Here is a 20,256-nt window from a genome sequence, read left to right as displayed (position 1 = left end):
AGGAATAATGTGTAGGAAGAGTAATTAATGAGTGACTTGGTTACATCTCGTATTGAGCAGGTGATGGATTGGCAAACCCAAGACTATGGTTTTCAGGATATTGTTTACCAAACCGCAGATGGTATTGCAAAGCTAACCATTAACCGGCCTGAAGTAAGAAATGCGTTTCGCCCACAAACAATTCAGGAGCTACAGCAAGCATTTCACCATGCACGTTATGATGAGTCAGTGGGCGTTATTATTCTCACCGGGGCAGGTGATCTGGCTTTTTGTTCTGGTGGTGATCAGCGTGTACGTGGTGAATATGGTTATGCCGACAGTGGTGGTACTCAGCATTTAAATGTGTTGGATTTACAACGACAAATCCGTACTTGTCCTAAACCCGTTGTCGCGATGGTCGCTGGTTACGCAATAGGGGGAGGGCATGTACTGCATTTGGTGTGTGATTTAACCATTGCGGCTGATAATGCACGTTTTGGTCAAACAGGGCCAAAAGTGGGTTCGTTTGATGGCGGTTATGGTGCGAGTTATTTGGCACGTATTGTCGGCCAAAAGAAAGCGCGGGAAATATGGTTTTTATGTCGTCAATATGATGCACAACAAGCGTTGTCTATGGGATTGGTAAATCACGTGGTGCCATTAGCAGCGCTTGAAAAAGAAACGGTAGCCTGGTGTCAGCAAATGTTAGAAAACTCACCAATGGCATTACGCTGTTTGAAAGCGGCATTAAATGCGGACTGTGATGGGCAAGCAGGTCTTCAGGAATTAGCAGGTAATGCCACACTTTTGTTTTATATGTCAGAAGAAGCCCAAGAAGGACGGAATGCCTTTTTAGAAAAACGTCCACCTGCATTTGATAAGTTTAAACGTAAGCCTTGATGCCAAGAGTCATTTCCCGCCTTAGCGTAAGCCGGTATCGGATTCCTTTACAGGGAACAAAGCCGTTTGCCAATCAACATCACTATCGTGAAGGATTATTGATCAGTATTTGGGATTCGGATGGCTTTTGTGCGCAAGGGGAAGTGGCGCCTTTGGCTGGCTTTAGTCACATGGATTTGAATGCCTGCCAATCTTGGTTAATAAAACACTTAAGTTGCTGGCTAGCGAAGGTTATTCCCAGCCGTTGGGACTGGTCAGAGCATCCTGCTTTTTATCAATGGCACGTTTCTCCTGTTCCTGACAGTTGCAAAATGGGTTTAGAAGCTGCTTGGTTAGAGCTGGTTCGTCAGCAGCCATTATTTATTGATAGTAAGCCTATTATTCCGCGCTGTGCCTTAATCAGTGATTTGGCTACTTGGTTAATGCCTGATACGCATAACAGGGGTGAAGCCTTTTTTCATAATGGCTTATCACTTGCGTTAGAAGCTGACCCGATTAAGGCTGTTAAAGTCAAAGTAGGACATGAACCTTGGCAGACGACACGATCACAGCTGGTGGTATTGCGAACCCTCATGCCCTCAGAAATAGCACTTTGTTTGGATGGCAACCAAAAGATGCTGATTGAAGATGCTGTGAGTTTAGTTGATAGCCTGCAAGTCGCTTATTTTGAAGAGCCGCTAATCAATAATAGACAACATGCTGATTTCTTTTTACACAGTGGAATACCTTATGCGTGGGATGAAACCCTGCAGGTTGCCAGTCAGCGTTCTACAAATTGGTTTTCAACACTTGCTGAGCAACAAAACTGGCAAGAGAAAGGTTTGTCGACCGTTGTTTTAAAACCAACCTTGCTGGGTGGTTTATGGCAAACCTGGCGACTTGCGCAATTAGCAGCCCATACTGGAAAGTCAGTTATCTTAAGCTCAGCGTTTGAAAGCAGTTTAGGCATCAGTCAGTTAGAGTGGTTTGCTACGCAGCTTCCAGGGTTATTGTGGGCAGGGCTGGATACATTACAGTTGATGAAAGCGAAACTCCAGCGTACGCCCAGAATGTGGAGCTGTGTTCAGCCTCAGTTGAATTTGCCTGTTGCCATTCAGGAGGAGATATGGGCTCAGTAGTAACAGAGGGAGAAGCATTTTTTTGCCCGGTTCGAACTCAAGCAATAAACCATCCCGACCGTATTGCTGTATACCTTCAACATGAAAAAGCACTTAGTTATTCAGCTTTTGATCACTGTGTTTCAGTTGTTCAGCAGCAGTTAGCACCACAGATTTCTCCTGGTGATCAGGTTGTTGTCCAGCTTACTAATTCATTTCATCAGGTGGTTTTGCTATTGGCACTGTGGCGTTGTAGAGCGGTGGTGGTTCCATTAAATCCTGCACTTTCAACAAATGCCACAGTGTCTTGTGTTGGAAAGGTTACCGCGCGCTTTGCCTTTCCAGAAAAGACGGCCAATGTATTGCAAATACCACTCCTTCAACTGTCTTTTCCTAGCCTGGATATCGGGGAGGATGGGGACCAGCGTCAATGTACCTCTCTTGCTCTCGGAACCGAAAAGCAGTTGGCGACACTACTTTTTACCTCCGGCTCTATAGGAGAACCGAAAGTAGTTGCCCATAGTTTGGGTAATTATTGGGCCAGTGCTCAGGGAACCTTAGTAAAACTCCCATTAGCGCCGGATGACTGCTGGTTGCTTTCGCTGCCCTTGTATCATGTGGGAGGCTTAGCCACATTATGGCGAGTGTGGATGGCAGGTGCAGCCTTAGCTATTGCAGAGGATAAACCCTATCAATTGGCTGTTTATCTGCAACTGCCAATTACCCATTGCTCACTGGTTGCAACACAACTTCAACGGTTATTAATACAGGGCTTAGCGAATAACTCAGGGCAGTTAAAGACCATTATTTTGGGTGGGGGGCCTGTACCTGACTCATTACTTGCGACGTTGCCATCGTCTATTCAAAGCTGGATGAGTTATGGCCTGACAGAAATGACAGCCATGGTTACGCTTGGCCGTTGGCAAGGTGACAGCCAGTTGGCTGGGTGCTGTTTGCCCCGGCGAGAAATAATGTTACACACCAATGGGGAGATTTGGGTTAGAGGCGAAACCTTATGTCTTGGTTATTGGCAACAGGGAAAAATTCGCTCGATTATCAATGAGCGGGGCTGGTTTGCCACTCGGGATATAGGTCAATGGTGTCAGCAAGATAAGCTATTACCACAAAAATACTTAAAGGTGCTTGGGCGATTAGATGCTCAATTCATTTCCGGAGGGGAAAATATTCAACCGGAGGCAATTGAAGCCATACTGTATCAACAAGAAGGTGTTCAGCGGGCTTTAGTATGTGCCATTGCTGATCAGGAGTTTGGCCAACGACCTGTTGCAATCATTGAAGTTTCGCATACTTGCCATTGGCAGCCAGGTTTGTGGCAACTACCCATTACTGATCAGCTGCCAAGGTATTGTGTGCCAGACCATTGGCTTAGGTGGCCTGAGGCGTTACAGGTTGAAGGTCTAAAGGTGAGCCGGCAACAATTAAAAAAATGGGCTGAGCTCCAGTTAGAGGCTTAAGTTAATCGTTATATTGGACATTTGAGGGTAAGTGAATGCCTAGGCAGCCTCAAACCATGCGACTATTTTGGGCTATTCAATATCCCCCTACGGAAGGGAAAAAGCTTATCAAGTGGCTTCATAAGCAAGCTGATTTATCAAGCCCTTCTAAGATTCGGGGGATTCGTTGGCTTGATCCCGCATTTTTACATTGTACCTTGCATTTTATGGCGTCGTTTCCTGTGGAAGCCATTCCTGTCATGGTGGAACAAGTACAATCACAAGTTTGTTTGTTGCCTTTAAAAGAAGGGAGCGGGGCATTTAGTGGTGAGCTGGGTCTCTGGCGTTTGTTACCAAGACCTGCAAAACCAAGGGTTCTGGTATTGTCGTTAGCTCCTGAAGAGAAGCTGGCTTGTTTGGCAAGTATGGTGCAACAAACGGCTGAAAGGTGCTTGGAGGAGGTAGGAAAAGCGAGTGGACTGGTGGAGACTCAGTTTTTCGATCACAAGATTGACTCGACGGCTAATCAAAGAACATCGTATAACAAAGCGTTCTTTGCTCATCTCAGTGTGGCACGAGGTAAGCCTGAAGCACTTAGGCAATTATACCGTGGGCTTGCTGAGCTTCCGGCTAGCCTGCAGGTTTTTACGGTTAACAAACTGGTACTTATTGCCAGTGAGTTACAAGCCCAAGGGGCTCAGTATTATGTGGTGGCCACTGTTCCCCTTGAAAGTACTGTGGGTGATGTTTAGTAGGCCACTGCAGCTGCACTGTAATCTTCAGCTAAATCAACAGAATAATCCAAGCCATAAATACGCATCTCAGTGATTAACTGCTGATCGGGCAGTTGCTGGTAGTGCTTAATTAATAATGCACGATATACCGCCAAAAGTATTTCATCACTCAGTTGCTGAACTTGTTGACGTGAGTAAACGCCTTGCCCGATAAGAAACTGCTGAATCACTTCATTATTCGTATTGCGCTGCATAATTGTGTCAACTAAGGTCACAATAAGTTTGTGGGTGGTACTATCCTGGTGAGAACTATGAGCCTGATGAGCACTAAGAGCAGGCATGATTAATCTCCTTATCATTCATTGACTGTTTTGAGTATGGCTCAGTATAGGATCAGAAATAACACACATCATTCTGCCAGTATGCTATATAACCTAAAGAAGCATAGCATTATTACAGGACGACGGTGATGATTAGTCACTTTATTAAACTTTATAATTATAACGATGATAAGCTGGATAAATTTCAGAAGCGGCGTATTGCCGTTGAGGCAGCGTTAGAGCTGATTAAGGTAAACGCTTCTAGTAGTACCAATTTATCAACCGATATGAGTCAGCTAGAACGTTATACTAATATTATTCAGCAAGTGCTTGATCCTGACCATGGTGCTCCATGATGGATTGCTTTGAGAGGGATTTTTTATTGCAGGAATATTCAGATTTACGACAGTTGAATAATTTGTCCCTTGTATTAGATCGGTTGTGGCAAGAGACATAATTGTTTAATGAATATGGTAATAAATGGGTTAAACCTGCTTGTTTGAATGCATTTTTAACCAGAATTGCTCTTGGCAGTGATTGTGAAATAGTTTATTTAACGGCTGAATATTAATTCCTGCAGTATCAATGACACTATAACTAATCCAGCATTCAGGACATACGTTGTCTGATGGTATCGTGTCTTGTTCAATGGTATTTTTAATAATCACACCATTATCAAAATAATAGGTTGTTTCAACTTCTTTCACTTCAACACCCTCATCAAGATAGCTATTTTTACTTTCGGATTGTTTGACGATAGAGGCGGGCGTTTTTTGACCATGAATGGCCTGAATATAATGGCTTAATAAGTTCATTTTTATATTTTAAATTTAACGCAAGGTAATGCTCAAATTTGGTGAAAGGTGATAGCAAGCGTTAATGTTATCACCTTATCGCTAATGAGTGACTCAAAATAATTGATTCGTCATTAATCGTAATGAATTGATTGTAATGAAATAATTCCACGACACTTGTTTCAAAGCGATCAAATATCGGAATATCAATGATCATTGCAGATTCTAATAAAATCGGGTCAACATTGTCACAGAAAATAGCCGCAGGAGCTAATCCTCGTTGATGAGCTTCATAGAGAACAAAAGGCGCCATTGTGCCGCCTTTGCCGCAAGGACACACCAGCACTTTTCCTGCCATACATTTACCCGATAGGGCATGCCCTGGGATCAGTAAGGTACCTGTTTGGGGGTTAAAGTCGCCAATAAAGGAAAAAGCTTGGTTAACAACAAAGGCTCTGGCTTGCACATAACCCCCATTTAGCATTCTTGCGTTAACGTTCACTCTACCCCCTTGTATTCAATCGGCATCATAAGTGCTTTTAAACACTGCTGGACATTGGCAACGCCAACGTGAACACGTCCATTCGTTAATTGGCTAACGTAGTGTGCCGCTTTCATGGATGATGTCATCACCCGTTGGATAGGGTGAGGAATGGGGGCATCTGGGACGGTAGACATGCAGGCACTGGCCAATGTACCACCTGCCGCTTCAATGGTAGATGAGTATCCCATTTCTTTGGCTAATTGATACTGCTGATGGGATAGGCCAATCCATAGTTGACGTCCTTTCGGTATCCTGCGGTTGGTTAAAAAGAGGGCTATTTCCCGCACTTCTTGGATCGTTAGGTGAGGACAACCTAAAATCACCATTTCTGTAAAAGTGCCTGGTGAACTTGTGGTTTGCACTATATTTTGATTGCTGATGGTATAGTGAGATAGGGCTTGGTTAATAATACGACGATTAATGGCTAATTTCTTCAGTGGTGTCAGTCCGCCAAACGCTTCTTTGAGATGATTGGCTTCTGGGGTTACACCTGGAACATGACAAATGCCCACGGATCCTGTGACTGTAAGAGGAATCATCAACTGTTTTAAGTAATCTATAGGCATTTGTCGATCAATGCCTTCAATGGCAATATTGTACGACTTGGCTTGTGTACCAAGATAATAACCAATGGCACTTAACTCAACTTTTGAAAGCTGGTTGACATCAATACCTTCAAACGTAACGTGAATACGTGCCAATCGGTTTTCGTCGAGAAATAATCCATAATAGGGGGCACGCCCGGTAATGGCTGCAGCAAGCGTAATTAAAGCGCCATCTCGGTTACAGCGAGCACCCACAGTAGAGTTAATTAAAATTTGTCCACCAGAACCAATCCAAGAAACAAAGTCACCTTTATTGGGTAAACTGCCAATCGTTGGTTGGTAACAGGTATAGGTTTGGTTGAAGCCTTTGGCTGCGAATAACTCGGCCCTTTTTTGGATATCCACTAATTTATCTTTAGCATAGTCAGGCGCGATGCCCATGCGTTGCCAGTCTTTGGGACAGAAAGCTGACATGTGGGGGTGCAGAGTGGTCATCACTGGAACACTATCAATCCCCTCAGTGAGTTCCTTGAGTAATGTGACTGGAATATTTGGAATCACATGGGCGCTGGTGATTTTGACTAGTTTCGATGCCCCAAAGGCTTGTCCCAGTTTTACAAGCACTTGCATACACCGTTGAACACCTGAGCCTGCTTCTCCAGCGAGCATACTATGTTCAGCATCACTTAATTGCATCGTTTATGTACTTTAACGAGAGTAAGACATAGCTGAAATAAATATTAACAACGTCAATATGAAAAAATTAAACTAACACTGAATAGCTTGAATAAATATCATTAATCAGAGATTAAATACTAATAAAAGGACAAGTTCCTTAAGAGGGAAACGCTGCACGAAGGATTGCAGCATCCAAGTAATTGGGAAAGGTATTAAAATGATGTGCAACAATATGACGTAATATGTGACAATAGAAAGCACATGACGTATATCTTTTTTTGCTAGGTTTATACGTGTGAAATATCTATTAAAAGTTATAGGCGATTGCCCTGCTAAGACTATCAATTAAATAATTAAAAACTGAGTGAATAACGTAATATGGTCAAAATTCCGGATAGTATTTTTGCTCAGCCTGAACGTTTAGCCAACTATTTTAATCCCGATACAATTCAATCACCTATTATTGGAATTTCAGCTTATTATGGTAAAAAGAACGTACATTCTCCTCGCGCTAAAATGCACAGCCATCAAAAAGGACAGCTAGTTTATACGCGGTTTGGCAGTGTGACAGTAGAGTTGATGGAGCATTCATGTGTGGTATCGCCTTATCAGGCAGCATGGATTCCACCCCTGGTCCTCCATAATACCATCTTAAATGGAGAGGTTGATTTTCGCGCAATTTATTTTGATTATTCCCAACTCAGTGAACTGCCTTTAAACTTTGATACTTTTTTAATATCTCCCTTATTAAAGGAAGTGTTAGAGGTAGTAAGTGCCACACCCTTTAATACAGATTGGCGGCAAGGCCCTAAATACCACTTATGTAAAGTCTTGTTTGATGAGTTAAAGGGCAGCGCACATGGTTTATCTATCCTGCCTTTACCCAGGGATACTCGAGTACGTCCCTATTTATTAAAAAAAATTAGAAATGGTGAACAGCCTCCACGCCTTAAGGAGCTTGCTTCTCATGTGGGGGCATCTGAGCGCACAATTCATCGTTTATTTATGCAAGAGACGGGGGTGAATTATCAGAAATGGCGACAAATTCGTCGGTTAGCTCGAGCCATTGAATTATTATCTACAGGAAAATCAATTACAGAAACAGCGCAACAACTTGAGTTTTCCAGTGATAGTGCATTTATTTCTTTTTTTCGGAGCTATCTTGATAAAACACCCAAAAAATACGTTAATTTGATGAAGAATAATCTTCACCTATAAGTGTTTATCTTTGTGGTTTAACGGTATAAGGCTTGGTCTCCAAGGGATTCTTTTAAGCGCAAAAGCTGGTTGTATTTTGCCATTGACTCAAGACGTGCCAGTGAACCAAATTTGACTTTGTTGCAGCACGTCGCAACAGCAAGATCAGAGATGCAAGTATCTTCGGTTTCACCTGAACGTCTCGACATGACAACACTATAACCTGACGCTTGTGCGAAGCGAATCATGTCCAAGGTTTCTGTTAGTGTGCCAATTTGATTGGGTTTTACCAATATCGCGTTGGCCATTTTCAGCGAAAGCCCTAATTGGAATCGTGCATTGTTTGTTGTGAATAAGTCATCTCCCACTAACTCAATGCGATCACCTAATTTTTGTGTGAGAGCTACCCAACCTTCAACATCATCTTCACCCAGTGGGTCTTCTATTAATGCAATAGGGTAGCGATCACACAGTTGTTCAATGTATTGGGTAAACTCGCATGTACTGACTGTGCGTCCTTCCGATTTCAAGTGGTAAACGCCATTGGCGTAAAACATCTCTGCGGCAATATCCATACTTAACCCGATATCATCACCAGGGCAGTAACCGGCTAGATCAATCGCTTGTTCTAACATGCGTAGTCCTTCCTCATTGCTGGATAATACGGGAAGTAAGCCGCCTGTACCTGATGCGCCAGTGCACATACCACGTTGAAGCAAGATGGACTTTAATGCGCGATACACATTTTTACCGATTTGTAAGGCTTCTTCTAAATCTGCTGCACCTTGTGGAATAATTTGAAAGTCTTGAAAGTCTGCATTTCCATCGCCATGCATCCCGCCCGATAACATGGAGAAAATGGGTAAAGGCATCGATTTAACACAGTCTTGACCTATATAGTCGCACAATGACATGGTTAACTGGTTTGCTGCAGCTTTGGCTACTGCTAAAGAAACGCCTAATACCGCATTGGCGCCCAAATGCTGTTTATTAGGGGTCCCATCCAATGCCAGTAATATTTCGTCTATTGCGCGTTGATCAAAGGGAGATAGTCCTACCATGTGTGGTTTGATGATATGCGTCACCACATTAATGGCTTTTAATACGCCTTTACCTTCAAATCGACTTAAATCGTTGTCCCTGACTTCAACAGCTTCGTGTTTTCCTTTAGAACAGCCCGAGGGGACGATGGCACGGCCAGCTTTACCCGTATTCAGAATAACCTCAACTTCTAAGGTTAAATCAGCTCTGGAATCAAATACTTCACGCGCTACTAGGTTGGCGATATAACACATACAATTCCCTTATACACCTTCTATCGTTAAATCAAATTCTTTGATGCTTCGAGCGACTTGACCATTAGGTAATGTTAGTGGTGTAAGTACAGCGTCAGAGTAGAGCCCCCAGCTGGCGATAATGGCGGAGTGTCCACCTCGGCCACCCGCGACGACAATATCAATGTCATTAGGGTGGCGTGTGGCAGGGATAGGATCTCGCTGTGCAAAGGATGTCGGTCTGACAGGTACGAGTCCCTTTCCATTTACGGCAGTGCTTGGATTGTGAATATGGTGGTGAAAATGAACTCGTAAATCGTGTTTGTGCCAACCGTCTTTCTGCAAAATACGGGCGTGGTCTGGTGTTAATACGATTAATATTCGCCCAGGAATATAGGCATTCATGCGACCCAAATGGGTTGCACTATCAATGAGGGTTTCTAAAAGACTGTCAGCTGTTTGACTGAGAAAATCAACAACATCCGTTGGTGGCTCTGCTTTTAAGAGGTAAACCGTTGTCGTATCACGATCAAAATGCTCTTCATTTAGCGTGGACCATGGGCTGTTATCTATGCTTTCAGCAAAACAATACGTAAATTCAGCCGGTGAGCCAAGGCAACCCAAGTCAGCTTTGCCGGGATAGGCGCGACACACATTTAAAATGGTTAAATTAATGGCACGGCCAATCGTGGCATTGGCTCTAAAACCAGGCCCTAGGCATCCTTGGCCTGAATGTATCCCTAGTTCTTGGGCGATGGGTCCACTCACTAAAACCAAGTTGCCACCATTGTAAGAGCTAGTCATTGATTGTTGAAAATTAAATGCAGAGTGAGCCATAGCCCGAAAAGCAGCAATGATGATGGGTAGGTATGCAGGTTTACACCCCGCTAAAATCGTGTTTATCACAATATCATGAAGGGTGATGTTTTTTCCTGATGGACCCGCTTCGGGAATCACAATGGTATCTAACGGCTCACAACAGTAGCGCAGCATTTGCTTAAAACGGCCCTGAGAGGGAGGGACAACAGGTAATCCATCTCCAATAGAAAGTGTCTCATAGGCATGCATTAGTACGTCTATGTCATCACTTAGTATTGCTTTATCGCACTGAAGTGGAGCGGTATCCATTTGCGGATGGAGTTTTGCCAGTCGATGTAACTTATCAGGTGGGGCGCTCAATGCCTGTAAGATAAAGTCTTTTTGTCGTAATACCTGTTGTGCTATGTCCTTATGCGTACTGGCCTGATAAATATCAAGATGACAAATACATAGTTGGCCTGCGCGATAATGTGCAACATGCTCAGCTAATTGGTTGCCTGGTGGTGAAGCAATCAACACGGTAGGTATGCCCACTTTTTCTAATTCAATAGCCAATATGGTAGTCATTACAGACGTTCCCATATCAGCTAATGCCACAATTGCCGCTGTGTAGTTTTCTAGCGCTAAACTTGCTGCGAGTTTGCGCATGTCTTCCGTCATGGTGCCCCGTACGGATTGGCAGACACGTACAATGGAGTGGATGCCATGTTTATTAAGCTCGTGGGTTAAGCGGGTGTAAATCTCGTTGTAATTGCAAAAACGTAGCTTGGTATTGTCAAAAAACAGCACCTTGCCAGATTCCAGGGCTGCAGGTAGAGAGCGTTTGGCCAATTGCAGTGACCTGGTTTTATGGGTTCCACGAGGGTCTAGCGTAGAGGTGTTTGGTTGGCTGGACATAGTGTCTTTTTTGTAGCTTAAAAGCTATATACACTAGCAAGTGACAGGGACTTATTTTATAAAAAGTACGCCAAATTCTATTAGTTTTAAGTCAAATACTCATTTGTCAGACGAATACCTACCCAGCAAAATAAATAGCTGAGCCTACCTGCGTATCTGCATCTTCAGTCAATGCAATGGATACTGGTTAAACGTATTTTTGGCTAAACAGTGATCATTTTCTTTACCTTTTCTGCTAAAAAGTGTGCAATATGCCACATGCATGTTTACTTTATTTCGATATAAATTAACATAACGCTACAATACGAATAAAATCTTAACTGAAAGCGAGTGATACATAATAAAGAAAGTAAGTTGTTTATAAGATTGTTCTAAATTAGAAAGTATTTTTTTTGAAGGTTAATAATAAACCAAGCGAGTAAATAATAAACCATGGTAACTTAATGTATAACGATAATAATTTTTAAATTAACGCTAGGGCGCTTCTCCTAAATTAATGGGAGAGTCCTGTCAAATTCAAAAAAATAGCAATTTTATACCGCTGCGAATAGTTTGGCTGGCCTGTATAGGTCATGGCTATGGATGATAAATGTTAAAATTAATCGCAAAGGGTATCATTAAAAATAGCGAGTGGTTTAACATGGCCTGGTGTGTACGGCTCATACATTGTTTTAATTTTCCTTCGTGGGTATGGTAAAACACATACAGGGCTTCGCATTTGTTAATGACTACCAAGGCGGGTGGAATTGCTATTTATATAAGCGTTTGAATTTATCAATTGACGGCTAGGCCCTAAAAAACATCACTATGGGTATTGTATGAAAAGCCCGTTACTGGAAAAAAAGGTGTGAGGGTATCTCATGCCATGGTCAGCTATTTGCTGATTTGTAGTCTGTAATACATTGTTAAGCCCAGCAATACTAGGGGATATGCATGGCCTTACTTGAAGTAAAAAATCTAAAAATAGAATTCCCATCCCGTCATGGTGTAGCTGTTGCGGTAGAAGATGTGAGCTTTGAAGTCAATCCAGGAGAAATTTTAGGATTGGTTGGGGAAAGTGGAGCTGGTAAATCCACCATTGGTAATGGAATTATTGATTTACTCAGCCCTCCAGGAAGAGTAGCGAGTGGGGATGTTTTTTTAAAAGGTGAAAAAATTTCAAGCTTATCCCCAAGTCGCATGCGACAGATACGTGGCGCAGAAATAGGCTTTATTTTTCAAGACCCAATGACATCGCTCAACCCGTTATTTACGGTTGAAGAGCAATTAATGGAAACGATTTTGGCTAATCTTGACGTCACTCAGGAAGAAGCCAGACAAAAAGCGTTGAATATGCTGGAGCAGGTAGGTATACCAGAACCAGAAATACGTATAAAACAGTATCCTCATCAGTTTTCTGGTGGCATGAGACAACGAGTGGGGATTGCTATTGCACTGAGTGCAGACCCTTCGCTGATTATTGCTGATGAACCTACAACAGCACTGGATGTTTCTATTCAAGACCAAATACTGCAATTAATTCGCTCGTTATGTAAAAAACGTCAGGTCGGGTGTATTTTGGTCACCCATGATATGGGCGTGATTGCTAATATCACGGATAGAGTGGCAGTGATGTATCAAGGCAATTTAGTGGAAAGTGGTACTACGGAACAAATTTTACAGCGACCTGAACATCCTTACACGAAAAGTTTAATCAGTGCGGTGCCTCGATCAGATGTAAAACTAAAACGCTTTCCATTGGTAAATTATATTGAAAAAGCCAGTGTAGAATTTAGTCAAATAGATGTATCTAATCATTGGTTAGGACAAGCCTGCGCAAGCGATATTTCGTCTGTGGCGGCTGGAGAAGATTTACTTCGGGTAGAACATGTAAATCTGCGATTTATTACCAAAAATGCATTATTTGAGAAAAACCGTCGCTATATTCAAGCCTCAGATGATGTCTCTTTTACCGTAAAAAAAGGTGAGACATTTGGTCTTGTGGGTGAAAGTGGCAGTGGTAAATCAACCATTGCTCGAGTGATAGCGGGTATTTATCCTCCTGAGTCCGGTCGGATTTTTTTTGCAGATAAAGAAATCAGTGCGATGAGTGAACGTGAGCGTCGACCTATTCGACGTCAGATTCAAATGGTTTTTCAAAATCCGTACTCATCAATGAATCCTCGTATGCGTGTACTGGATATTATTGCTGAACCCATTTACTTTCATAAATTAGCGGGCAGTCGACAGGAAGTGGAAAAGATTGTGGGTGACTTACTCGACCATGTTGGTTTAGGACGTCGTGCAGGTATTAAATATCCACATGAGTTTTCAGGGGGGCAGCGTCAACGTATTTCGATTGCTCGTGCGTTAGCAACACGCCCACAGTTGCTTATTTGTGATGAGCCAACATCGGCACTGGATGTTTCCGTACAAGCACAAATTTTAAATTTACTTAAAGATCTACAGGACGAGCTGGGTTTAACCATGTTATTTATTTCCCATGACTTGCCTGTTATACGTCAGATGTGTGATCGTGTTTCAGTGATGCGCTACGGTAAAATTCTTGAGCAAAGCGAAACTGAGAGACTTTTTGTATCGCCACAGCATGACTATACCAAAAACTTACTCGCACTAATGCCGCATATGGACCATTTATCTCGTGAGGGATTATTGGTTCAAGAAGGGTAATTTACCCCTATGAAAATGTGGGTAAAATTCTGCCATCTGGCTATAGCAGTAGTAAGTAAAGTGCTATTGACATAACCAGTAAGTAGAAATGATATCTTATGATAATAATAGGAGTACATACATGAGAAGAGGAGTTGCCTTACTAGCCAGCGCATTTCTGGCTACGACGCTTAGTGCGGGGGCTATCGCTAAGACTTTGAAAGTTGCTTATGATGCAGACCCTGTATCACTTGATCTTCATGAGCAATTGTCTGGTGGTACACTTCAGTTGTCGCATATGGTTGCTGATCCATTGGTACGTTGGACGCAAGAATTAAAATTTGAAGGCCGTTTGGCTGAACGATGGGAACGTATTGATGATCGAACAATTCGTTTTTATCTTCGTAAAGGGGTTAAATTCCACTCAGGCAATGAGCTCACGGCATTAGACGTGAAATGGACGTTTAATCGTTTAAGAACCAGTCCAGACTTTAAGGCCATTTTTGCGCCTTTTGAGTCCGCAAAAGTTGTAGATCGTCACACAGTTGACTTGGTCACAAATAAGCCTTATCCATTACTATTAAACGTAGCAACTTATATTTTCCCGTTAGATAGTAAGTACTACACTGGCTTTGATGGCAATGGCAAATCTAAGGATGCTTTAGTAAAGCATGGTAATTCTTATGCTTCTCGCCATGTTTCTGCAACAGGCCCATTCGTTGTGACACAGCGCGAACAAGGGGTTAAAGTTGAATTTGAGCGTTTTAAAGATTACTGGGACAAAAAAACACCAGGTAATGTGTCAGAAGTTATTTTGACTCCCATTAAAGAAGACGCAACACGTGTATCAGCATTACTGGCAGGTGATGTGGATTTTATCAACCCTGTACCGCCCACTGACTATGATCGCTTAGAGAAAAGTGACAAGGTTGATATGATTTCACTGGAAGGAACGTGGATTGTCACCTTACAGTTAAATCAAAAACGTGTTGAAGCGTTTAAAAATCCAAAAGTAAGACTTGCGATTGATTACGCTGTTAACAATGCAGGTATAGCTAAAAAGCTAATGAAAGGCATGGGAACACCTGCAGCGCAGTTAAGTCCTAAGGGATACATGGGCCATTCTGATGATATCAAACTTCGCTATGACTTGAAAAAAGCGAAACAGTTGATGAAAGAAGCGGGTTATGAAAAAGGCCTTAAAGTGACAATGATGGCACCCAATAACCGCTATGTTAATGATGCAAAAATTGCCCAAGCTGTAGCGAATATGTTAGCTAAAATCAATATTAAGGTTGATTTGAAAACGATGCCAAAAGCGCAATATTGGCCTGAGTTTGATAAGCGTGCAGCCGATATTATGATGATTGGCTGGCACTCTGATACAGAAGACTCAGCAAACTTTATTGAGTTTCTTGCTATGTGTCCAAATGCTGAAACCGGCTATGGTCAATACAACAGTGGTAACTATTGTAACCCTGAAGTGGATAAGCTGGTGGTAAAAAGCTCAGAAGAAACAGACCTGGCGAAACGCCAAGCCATGCTGCAGAAAGCTGAAAATATCCTTTATAATGAAGCTGCATTTGTTCCTCTTCATTGGCAAGACCCTGCATGGGCTGCAAGAAAAAATATTCAGTTAGCACCTGTTGTTAATGTTATGAATTTCCCATATTTGGGCGATCTAGTCGTTAAATAATTCGCTTTTATTATAAATGCATACCCGTATATTTTTGTATAAAAGTATACGGTATGCAGCTCATAAGTTGTGGTTGTCAAGTTATGATCATATTTTTGCTGAAGCGTCTGCTGCAAGCAGTTGTGGTGATGTTTATCATCAGTCTGATAGGGTTTACGATTAAAGACTCGTTAGGAGACCCTGTCAGGGAAATGGTGGGTGAGTCTGTTTCAGAACAAGAACGTGAGGCATTACGTGAAAGTTTAGGGCTAAATGATCCTTTTATGGTGCAGTATGGCCGCTTTTTAAAAGGTGCTGTACAAGGTGACTTAGGGCAATCGTATTTTTATAAAAAGCCCGTCACTGAAGTCATTATTGCTAAATTACCAGCAACGCTGGAGCTGGTTTTTGGAGCAACGCTGATTATTGTATTTTTTTCAGTCCCATTAGGCGTATATTGTGCAATAAAACCTCGAAGCTGGTTAACGAAATGTATTATGGGGGTAAGTATTGTTGGTATTTCTGTCCCTGTGTTTTTAACCGGTATTTTTTTGATGTTTATTTTTGGGGTTATACTCAATTACCTTCCCGTTTTTGGGCGAGGTGAATTAATATCAATGTGGGGACCATGGGAAACGGGTTTATTCACATTAGATGGGTTAGCCCATTTGATTTTACCCAGCATAACGTTATCCAGTTTGATGCTGCCGTTATTTATTCGTTTAATACGTTCTGAAATGACGGAAGTTTTACATAGTGAGTATATTAAATTTGCTTGGGCAAAAGGTCTGGATAAATATCGAATCTGGTTCCGCTTAGCACTTAAAAATACCATGTTACCCGTGGTCACTGTGGGTGGTGTACAGATAGGTACCATGGTCGCATACACTATTTTGACAGAAACTGTTTTTCAATGGCCAGGTATGGGCTTTATGTTTTTGGAAGCCATTAATCGAAGTGATACACCACTTATAATTGGTTACTTGGTTGTTGTCGGATTAATATTTGTTATTACTAATACGTTGGTCGATTTAATTTATGGCTTTATTGATCCAACAATAAAAGTGGCTGGAGGTAAGTAATGAATAATGAACAGTCGCTTTGGTGGCGTATTAGTAACTCGAATGTCTTTTATCATTTTTTTCGAGACAAAGTTGCTTTCATCAGTGCCACCCTTTTATTGTTAATTATTTTAGCCGCTATATTTGCACCTTTATTAACGTCACATAACCCAAACGATCTCGCAACACTCGATGTCATGGATGGTGAAATTCCACCCGTATGGTCAGAGGAGGGGGATGAGCGCTTTTTATTAGGTACAGATGATCAAGGTCGGGATATTTTGAGTGCCATACTTTATGGTGCTAGAGTGTCTCTGCTCATCGGGATTTTTGCGGTTGTTTTACAGTGCTTATTAGGTGTAGTGATAGGACTGGTTGCAGGCTATGCGGGCGGTCGAGTGGATAGCCTGCTGATGCGTTTGGCGGATATTCAGTTATCTTTTTCATCCCTTATGTTGGCTATTATCGTACTGGCTTTTTTTCGTGCTTTTGTCGGAGGCGATTTGTACAGCCAGTTTGCAATGGTCATACTGATTTTTGTTATCGGTATCGCTGAATGGCCACAATATGCGCGTACAATACGTGCCTGTGTACTTGCTGAAAAAGAAAAGGAGTACGTGCAAGCCGCTCAAGTCATGGGCTTTACGACAGTGCGTATTATGTTTCGTCATATTTTGCCCAATTGCCTATCTCCCATTTTTGTTATCTCTACTGTGCAAATTGCCAATGCAATTATCAGTGAAGCGGCTCTTTCCTTTCTGGGCTTAGGAATGCCCGTTACACAACCTTCACTGGGTTCCTTGATAAAAAGCGGGTTTGATTACCTGCAAAGTGGACAATGGTGGATTACTATTATTCCTGGCATTTTCCTTATCGTCTTGGTATTGGTTATCAACCTACTAGGCGATTGGCTGCGAGATGTACTCAATCCAAAATTATACAAGGGCTAACCTTCCCATCTTCATATACCCCAAGGTATATTTCTTGAAAAACAATATTTAGTTACAGAGGGCTTTTCTGATAAAAATATCAGATGAGCTCTCTAATCATATAACAAATGTTTAATATTCAGTCTACGGGTGTTAGGTTGAGGTTAAAGGTATATACTATGAAAGGGTATATCTGTTATCAGGAGCTGTCTTGTGACCAAATATTGTTAGATGACAGTTCTGTTATGTGTGAGATTAGCGTATAGATGGACGTAGAACGTATATTGGTGACATTTAATTGTTCATTACTTAATTGACCTACAGGGGAGTTTGTGAGTTAGGGTAAATCTGGAGTATGAAAGAAATAGTGTATGCTATGAAGTATAGTGCCTTAGGCAGCTCTTCATAAAAACGACATAAAGTCGTCATGGTTTTTTAAGGCAATGGAGTGCACGGGATGGAATTAGACTATACGAAAATTGTTTTATTGGAAGTTATGGGGGTTGCTGTATGCATGACCTGCTTTGTGTTGTATCGTTACTATAAATTATCTTCTTATCTAAAGAAGCTTAATTCAGGGGAGGGTAACGATAAGCAATTACTCGCTCACCTGAAACAGCATTTAGCAAAGCTCGATCACTATGCCGATCTGCCAGAAGTAAAGGACATTACCTCTTTTCTGACCGAGGAAATCACAAAAGGACATATATATAGTCTTCGTCGTCGTATTATATCAATTGAACTGGAAGCGCTTGAACATGCTCAGGATTATCCTGAATATGAAAAACTGGCTGGTGAAGGCTATGGAAAATTAATGCAGGAATTCCAGAGTGAGCTTCAGAGACTTTTGGCTACTTACCAAAAAAGCTATGCAGACATTATTGATGACAAATTAAAAGAGATTGAGAATCAGGAGTACCGGTTTGGATCAATTCCTATTAATTCAATTGCCATCGGTCATTTGACGGACCAAAGTGCTTTTAATTTATTTAAGGCTATTTTAAAAGTTGAGCGAGAGTCTTTACGGAAAAGTGATGATGCCAATATGCAGATGAATGCCTTAATTGAAGCGTTAAAACGGCTGTTTGGATATATTACTGAGCGATATGTCAGTCAAGCGGATGAAACGGAAGGTACGTTAATTAAAGAGTATAGTCAGTTAATTGTGGGTCAACATAAAAGAGAGATTCAGTTTTACCAGAAGCGTGTTGATTATTTAGAGCGCTTAAAGGATATGTATAAATCCTATATCAATCAGGTCAAAGTAGGTTTTGATCAAGAAAAAACGCATGAGATAATGATCAATATGACCGGTCTTGTTGATGAGGCACAAGAACAAGTAAAAGCATTAGAAGAAGAAATTTATAAAGACAATAATTTGATTACTATTTTGAAGAATAAAAATTTAGCACTCGAAAACTCAACACTAAGTAGTATGCGTGATTCTGTGAAAGATGATGCATTAATACGGCGTGTTATTGAAAAAGGTAAGCAAGAAACAAAACAACTTTTGTCCTTAGTAAAGCAACTTGAGTTTGACAAAAAACAACTCACCATTGAGCTTAATCAAAAAGAAGTGCAAATAAGGTTATTATCAGATAAAACTGAAGAAGAAAGGATAAAGCAGTCTTATACCAGTGTTTTAAATCGATTGAAGAAGATATCTAACGATTATCGCCATTTGGAAAAACAATACCTTGACTTAAAGAATCAACAATCACGTGTTGGTTAAGATATGCTTCATTGCAGGTAAGTAAAGTAGTTTTTTTCCCTTAAGTATGGCGCTCACGCGCTATGATATTGATATAAGTTAACTTTAGCTGAGAAATAGTCGCAGTACCTATTGCTTCCGCACCTATGCTGTGTTTCATTCCGTTGCAGGTATTAAGGCATTTTTGGAATGTATAATGAAACCAGTGCTTCTACTTTATTATTCTCATGATGGTCAAACTGAAAAAATTATGCAGTTTATTGCTCAGCAAATATCCTGTCAGTTATCAGTTTCCACCGTTGAACTAACTAATGGAGATGAGTCAATCAATCTGGCAGGTTATTCAGCGGTGCTTATCGCCGGTGGAGTAAGGTATGGAGGGCATCCTAAAGCCTTAACAAAGTGGATTAACAAACACAGTCATCTATTAACAACAAAGCCTACAGGACTTATTTCGGTTAATCTCACAGCAAGAAAGCCTAATCGAAATCAGATTGACTCAAATCCGTACATTAAAAAATGGCTTTTGGAGCTGAACTGGCGTCCAGATAGTGTTGCTGTTTTTGCAGGTGCTTTGCAGTATTCTAAATACTCATTTTTTGATAAATTACTCGTCAAACTCATTATGAAGATGACAGAAGGTCCAACCGATACGCATAAAGACTATGAGTTTACTAACTGGCAACAGATCGAAGATTTTTCCAAGAACTTTTCGGATTTAATTTTGTCACAGGTTTAATTAAACGCTGGGATAATAGTAATGTCCAAATGGTTAATATCAGCAGGTACTGTTGTGCTTGCTTTGTTTCATGTAGTTGCACACGCAAATGATAAACAGCTGACTTATTGGATTTATGTTAATGAGCAAAATCCAATACTGTAGACACTTTTACCCAGCCATAGCCCCATAGTCGCTCAGCTGTTCATACACTTGAGCGACTTTTTGAATGCTTAAGCTTAACCCTAACTTGTCAAAAAGTTTTCTCATTAAATGTTGAT

General features: G+C 41.4%; 19 protein-coding genes. 13 read left to right on the top strand and 6 right to left on the bottom strand.

From position 1 onward, the window contains the following. Nucleotides 1-27 precede the first annotated feature (27 nt). From menB to ACQ96U_RS23740, 4 genes are read left to right on the top strand one after another with little or no spacing between them, the layout of a single operon-like run. Nucleotides 28-879 carry a 1,4-dihydroxy-2-naphthoyl-CoA synthase gene (gene menB / locus ACQ96U_RS23755; RefSeq protein ID WP_431723765.1) on the top strand — a complete coding sequence of 284 codons (852 nt, stop codon included), beginning with the start codon at nt 28-30 and terminating at the stop codon, nt 877-879. Continuing rightward, a complete protein-coding gene (locus ACQ96U_RS23750) occupies nt 879-1,997 on the top strand; it encodes an enolase C-terminal domain-like protein (protein ID WP_431723764.1) in 1,119 nt (372 codons plus the stop codon). The genes menB and ACQ96U_RS23750 overlap by 1 nt, the downstream gene beginning before the upstream one ends. After that, nucleotides 1,985-3,451 (top strand): AMP-binding protein, encoded by a 1,467-nt coding sequence (locus tag ACQ96U_RS23745; RefSeq protein WP_431723763.1) that lies wholly within the window; start codon nt 1,985-1,987, stop codon nt 3,449-3,451. The genes ACQ96U_RS23750 and ACQ96U_RS23745 overlap by 13 nt, the downstream gene beginning before the upstream one ends. Nucleotides 3,452-3,486: 35 nt before the next feature. Beyond that, the gene (locus ACQ96U_RS23740) at nt 3,487-4,182 is read left to right on the top strand and encodes a 2'-5' RNA ligase family protein (protein WP_431723762.1); all 696 of its coding nucleotides are present in this window, start codon (nt 3,487-3,489) and stop codon (nt 4,180-4,182) included. Here the strand turns inward: ACQ96U_RS23740 and ACQ96U_RS23735 are convergent. After that, nucleotides 4,179-4,505: a hypothetical protein gene (locus ACQ96U_RS23735; protein WP_431723761.1), complete on the bottom strand. Its 327-nt coding sequence runs from the start codon at nt 4,503-4,505 to the stop codon at nt 4,179-4,181. The genes ACQ96U_RS23740 and ACQ96U_RS23735 overlap by 4 nt on opposite strands. 128 nt (nt 4,506-4,633) lie before the next feature. Here ACQ96U_RS23735 and ACQ96U_RS23730 point away from each other — a divergent pair, with 128 nt between their 5' ends. Next, the gene (locus ACQ96U_RS23730; protein WP_431723760.1) at nt 4,634-4,840 is read left to right on the top strand and encodes a hypothetical protein; all 207 of its coding nucleotides are present in this window, start codon (nt 4,634-4,636) and stop codon (nt 4,838-4,840) included. A 129-nt stretch (nt 4,841-4,969) separates the two neighbouring features. Here the strand turns inward: ACQ96U_RS23730 and ACQ96U_RS23725 are convergent, their stop codons facing one another. The 3 genes from ACQ96U_RS23725 to ACQ96U_RS23715 form a co-directional block, all read right to left on the bottom strand. Beyond that, a complete protein-coding gene (locus ACQ96U_RS23725) occupies nt 4,970-5,299 on the bottom strand; it encodes a hypothetical protein (RefSeq protein WP_431723759.1) in 330 nt (109 codons plus the stop codon). 70 nt (nt 5,300-5,369) lie between these two features. Next, on the bottom strand, nt 5,370-5,780 hold the full coding sequence (locus ACQ96U_RS23720; protein ID WP_431723758.1) for an aconitase X swivel domain-containing protein: 411 nt from the start codon (nt 5,778-5,780) through the stop codon (nt 5,370-5,372). Then, nucleotides 5,777-7,063 carry an aconitase X gene (locus tag ACQ96U_RS23715; protein WP_431723757.1) on the bottom strand — a complete coding sequence of 429 codons (1,287 nt, stop codon included), beginning with the start codon at nt 7,061-7,063 and terminating at the stop codon, nt 5,777-5,779. Before ACQ96U_RS23715 ends, ACQ96U_RS23720 begins: the two co-directional genes overlap by 4 nt. Before the next feature lie 360 nt (nt 7,064-7,423). Here ACQ96U_RS23715 and ACQ96U_RS23710 point away from each other — a divergent pair, with 360 nt between their 5' ends. Next, nucleotides 7,424-8,263 carry an AraC family transcriptional regulator gene (locus tag ACQ96U_RS23710; RefSeq protein ID WP_431723756.1) on the top strand — a complete coding sequence of 280 codons (840 nt, stop codon included), beginning with the start codon at nt 7,424-7,426 and terminating at the stop codon, nt 8,261-8,263. Between the two features lie 17 nt (nt 8,264-8,280). On the opposite strand, the gene eno is transcribed toward ACQ96U_RS23710, so the two are convergent. Beyond that, on the bottom strand, nt 8,281-9,537 hold the full coding sequence (gene eno, locus ACQ96U_RS23705) for a phosphopyruvate hydratase (RefSeq protein ID WP_431723755.1): 1,257 nt from the start codon (nt 9,535-9,537) through the stop codon (nt 8,281-8,283). Nucleotides 9,538-9,546: 9 nt separating this feature from the next. Next, nucleotides 9,547-11,232, bottom strand: coding sequence for a UGSC family (seleno)protein (locus ACQ96U_RS23700; RefSeq protein WP_431723754.1), 1,686 nt, complete (start codon nt 11,230-11,232; stop codon nt 9,547-9,549). Nucleotides 11,233-12,165: 933 nt separating this feature from the next. On the opposite strand from ACQ96U_RS23700, the gene ACQ96U_RS23695 reads away from it, so the two are divergent. The 7 genes from ACQ96U_RS23695 to ACQ96U_RS23665 all read left to right on the top strand — a co-directional run bounded on the left by ACQ96U_RS23695 (nt 12,166) and on the right by ACQ96U_RS23665 (nt 20,140). Continuing rightward, nucleotides 12,166-13,902, top strand: a complete 1,737-nt coding sequence (locus ACQ96U_RS23695; RefSeq protein WP_431723753.1) for an ABC transporter ATP-binding protein — start codon at nt 12,166-12,168, stop codon at nt 13,900-13,902. Between the two features lie 121 nt (nt 13,903-14,023). Beyond that, entirely contained in the window at nt 14,024-15,577 is a 1,554-nt protein-coding gene (locus ACQ96U_RS23690; RefSeq protein WP_431723752.1) for an ABC transporter substrate-binding protein, read from the top strand. An 83-nt stretch (nt 15,578-15,660) separates the two neighbouring features. Then, on the top strand, nt 15,661-16,638 hold the full coding sequence (locus tag ACQ96U_RS23685; RefSeq protein WP_431723751.1) for an ABC transporter permease: 978 nt from the start codon (nt 15,661-15,663) through the stop codon (nt 16,636-16,638). After that, complete coding sequence (locus ACQ96U_RS23680; protein WP_431723750.1) at nt 16,638-17,567, top strand: ABC transporter permease; 930 nt, start codon at nt 16,638-16,640, stop codon at nt 17,565-17,567. The genes ACQ96U_RS23685 and ACQ96U_RS23680 overlap by 1 nt, the downstream gene beginning before the upstream one ends. Nucleotides 17,568-18,003: 436 nt before the next feature. Further along, nucleotides 18,004-19,278, top strand: a complete 1,275-nt coding sequence (locus ACQ96U_RS23675) for a hypothetical protein (RefSeq protein ID WP_431723749.1) — start codon at nt 18,004-18,006, stop codon at nt 19,276-19,278. Between the two features lie 175 nt (nt 19,279-19,453). Continuing rightward, complete coding sequence (gene hemG / locus ACQ96U_RS23670; RefSeq protein WP_431723748.1) at nt 19,454-19,996, top strand: menaquinone-dependent protoporphyrinogen IX dehydrogenase; 543 nt, start codon at nt 19,454-19,456, stop codon at nt 19,994-19,996. A 21-nt stretch (nt 19,997-20,017) separates the two neighbouring features. Then, nucleotides 20,018-20,140 (top strand): hypothetical protein, encoded by a 123-nt coding sequence (locus ACQ96U_RS23665; protein ID WP_431723747.1) that lies wholly within the window; start codon nt 20,018-20,020, stop codon nt 20,138-20,140. The last annotated feature ends 116 nt before the right edge of the window (nt 20,141-20,256 follow it).

The organism is Zooshikella sp. RANM57 (assembly GCF_050749885.1).
GTDB lineage: Bacteria > Pseudomonadota > Gammaproteobacteria > Pseudomonadales > Zooshikellaceae > Zooshikella.
This window is presented reverse-complemented; position numbering and strand designations above follow the sequence as displayed.

Excerpts from the sequence above, each read along its gene's own strand:
- ACQ96U_RS23690 (WP_431723752.1), top strand. The coding sequence starts at position 14,024 with ATGAGAAGAGGAGTTGCCTTACTAGCCAGCGCATTTCTGGCTACGACG.
- ACQ96U_RS23695 (WP_431723753.1), top strand. The coding sequence starts at position 12,166 with ATGGCCTTACTTGAAGTAAAAAATCTAAAAATAGAATTCCCATCCCGT.
- ACQ96U_RS23735 (WP_431723761.1), bottom strand. The coding sequence starts at position 4,505 with ATGCCTGCTCTTAGTGCTCATCAGGCTCATAGTTCTCACCAGGATAGT.
- ACQ96U_RS23680 (WP_431723750.1), top strand. The coding sequence starts at position 16,638 with ATGAATAATGAACAGTCGCTTTGGTGGCGTATTAGTAACTCGAATGTC.
- eno (WP_431723755.1), bottom strand. The coding sequence starts at position 9,537 with ATGTGTTATATCGCCAACCTAGTAGCGCGTGAAGTATTTGATTCCAGA.
- ACQ96U_RS23745 (WP_431723763.1), top strand. The coding sequence starts at position 1,985 with ATGGGCTCAGTAGTAACAGAGGGAGAAGCATTTTTTTGCCCGGTTCGA.
- ACQ96U_RS23700 (WP_431723754.1), bottom strand. The coding sequence starts at position 11,232 with ATGTCCAGCCAACCAAACACCTCTACGCTAGACCCTCGTGGAACCCAT.
- ACQ96U_RS23675 (WP_431723749.1), top strand. The coding sequence starts at position 18,004 with ATGGAATTAGACTATACGAAAATTGTTTTATTGGAAGTTATGGGGGTT.
- ACQ96U_RS23750 (WP_431723764.1), top strand. The coding sequence starts at position 879 with ATGCCAAGAGTCATTTCCCGCCTTAGCGTAAGCCGGTATCGGATTCCT.
- ACQ96U_RS23665 (WP_431723747.1), top strand. The coding sequence starts at position 20,018 with ATGTCCAAATGGTTAATATCAGCAGGTACTGTTGTGCTTGCTTTGTTT.
- ACQ96U_RS23685 (WP_431723751.1), top strand. The coding sequence starts at position 15,661 with ATGATCATATTTTTGCTGAAGCGTCTGCTGCAAGCAGTTGTGGTGATG.
- menB (WP_431723765.1), top strand. The coding sequence starts at position 28 with ATGAGTGACTTGGTTACATCTCGTATTGAGCAGGTGATGGATTGGCAA.
- ACQ96U_RS23740 (WP_431723762.1), top strand. The coding sequence starts at position 3,487 with ATGCCTAGGCAGCCTCAAACCATGCGACTATTTTGGGCTATTCAATAT.
- hemG (WP_431723748.1), top strand. The coding sequence starts at position 19,454 with ATGAAACCAGTGCTTCTACTTTATTATTCTCATGATGGTCAAACTGAA.
- ACQ96U_RS23715 (WP_431723757.1), bottom strand. The coding sequence starts at position 7,063 with ATGCAATTAAGTGATGCTGAACATAGTATGCTCGCTGGAGAAGCAGGC.
- ACQ96U_RS23710 (WP_431723756.1), top strand. The coding sequence starts at position 7,424 with ATGGTCAAAATTCCGGATAGTATTTTTGCTCAGCCTGAACGTTTAGCC.
- ACQ96U_RS23730 (WP_431723760.1), top strand. The coding sequence starts at position 4,634 with ATGATTAGTCACTTTATTAAACTTTATAATTATAACGATGATAAGCTG.
- ACQ96U_RS23725 (WP_431723759.1), bottom strand. The coding sequence starts at position 5,299 with ATGAACTTATTAAGCCATTATATTCAGGCCATTCATGGTCAAAAAACG.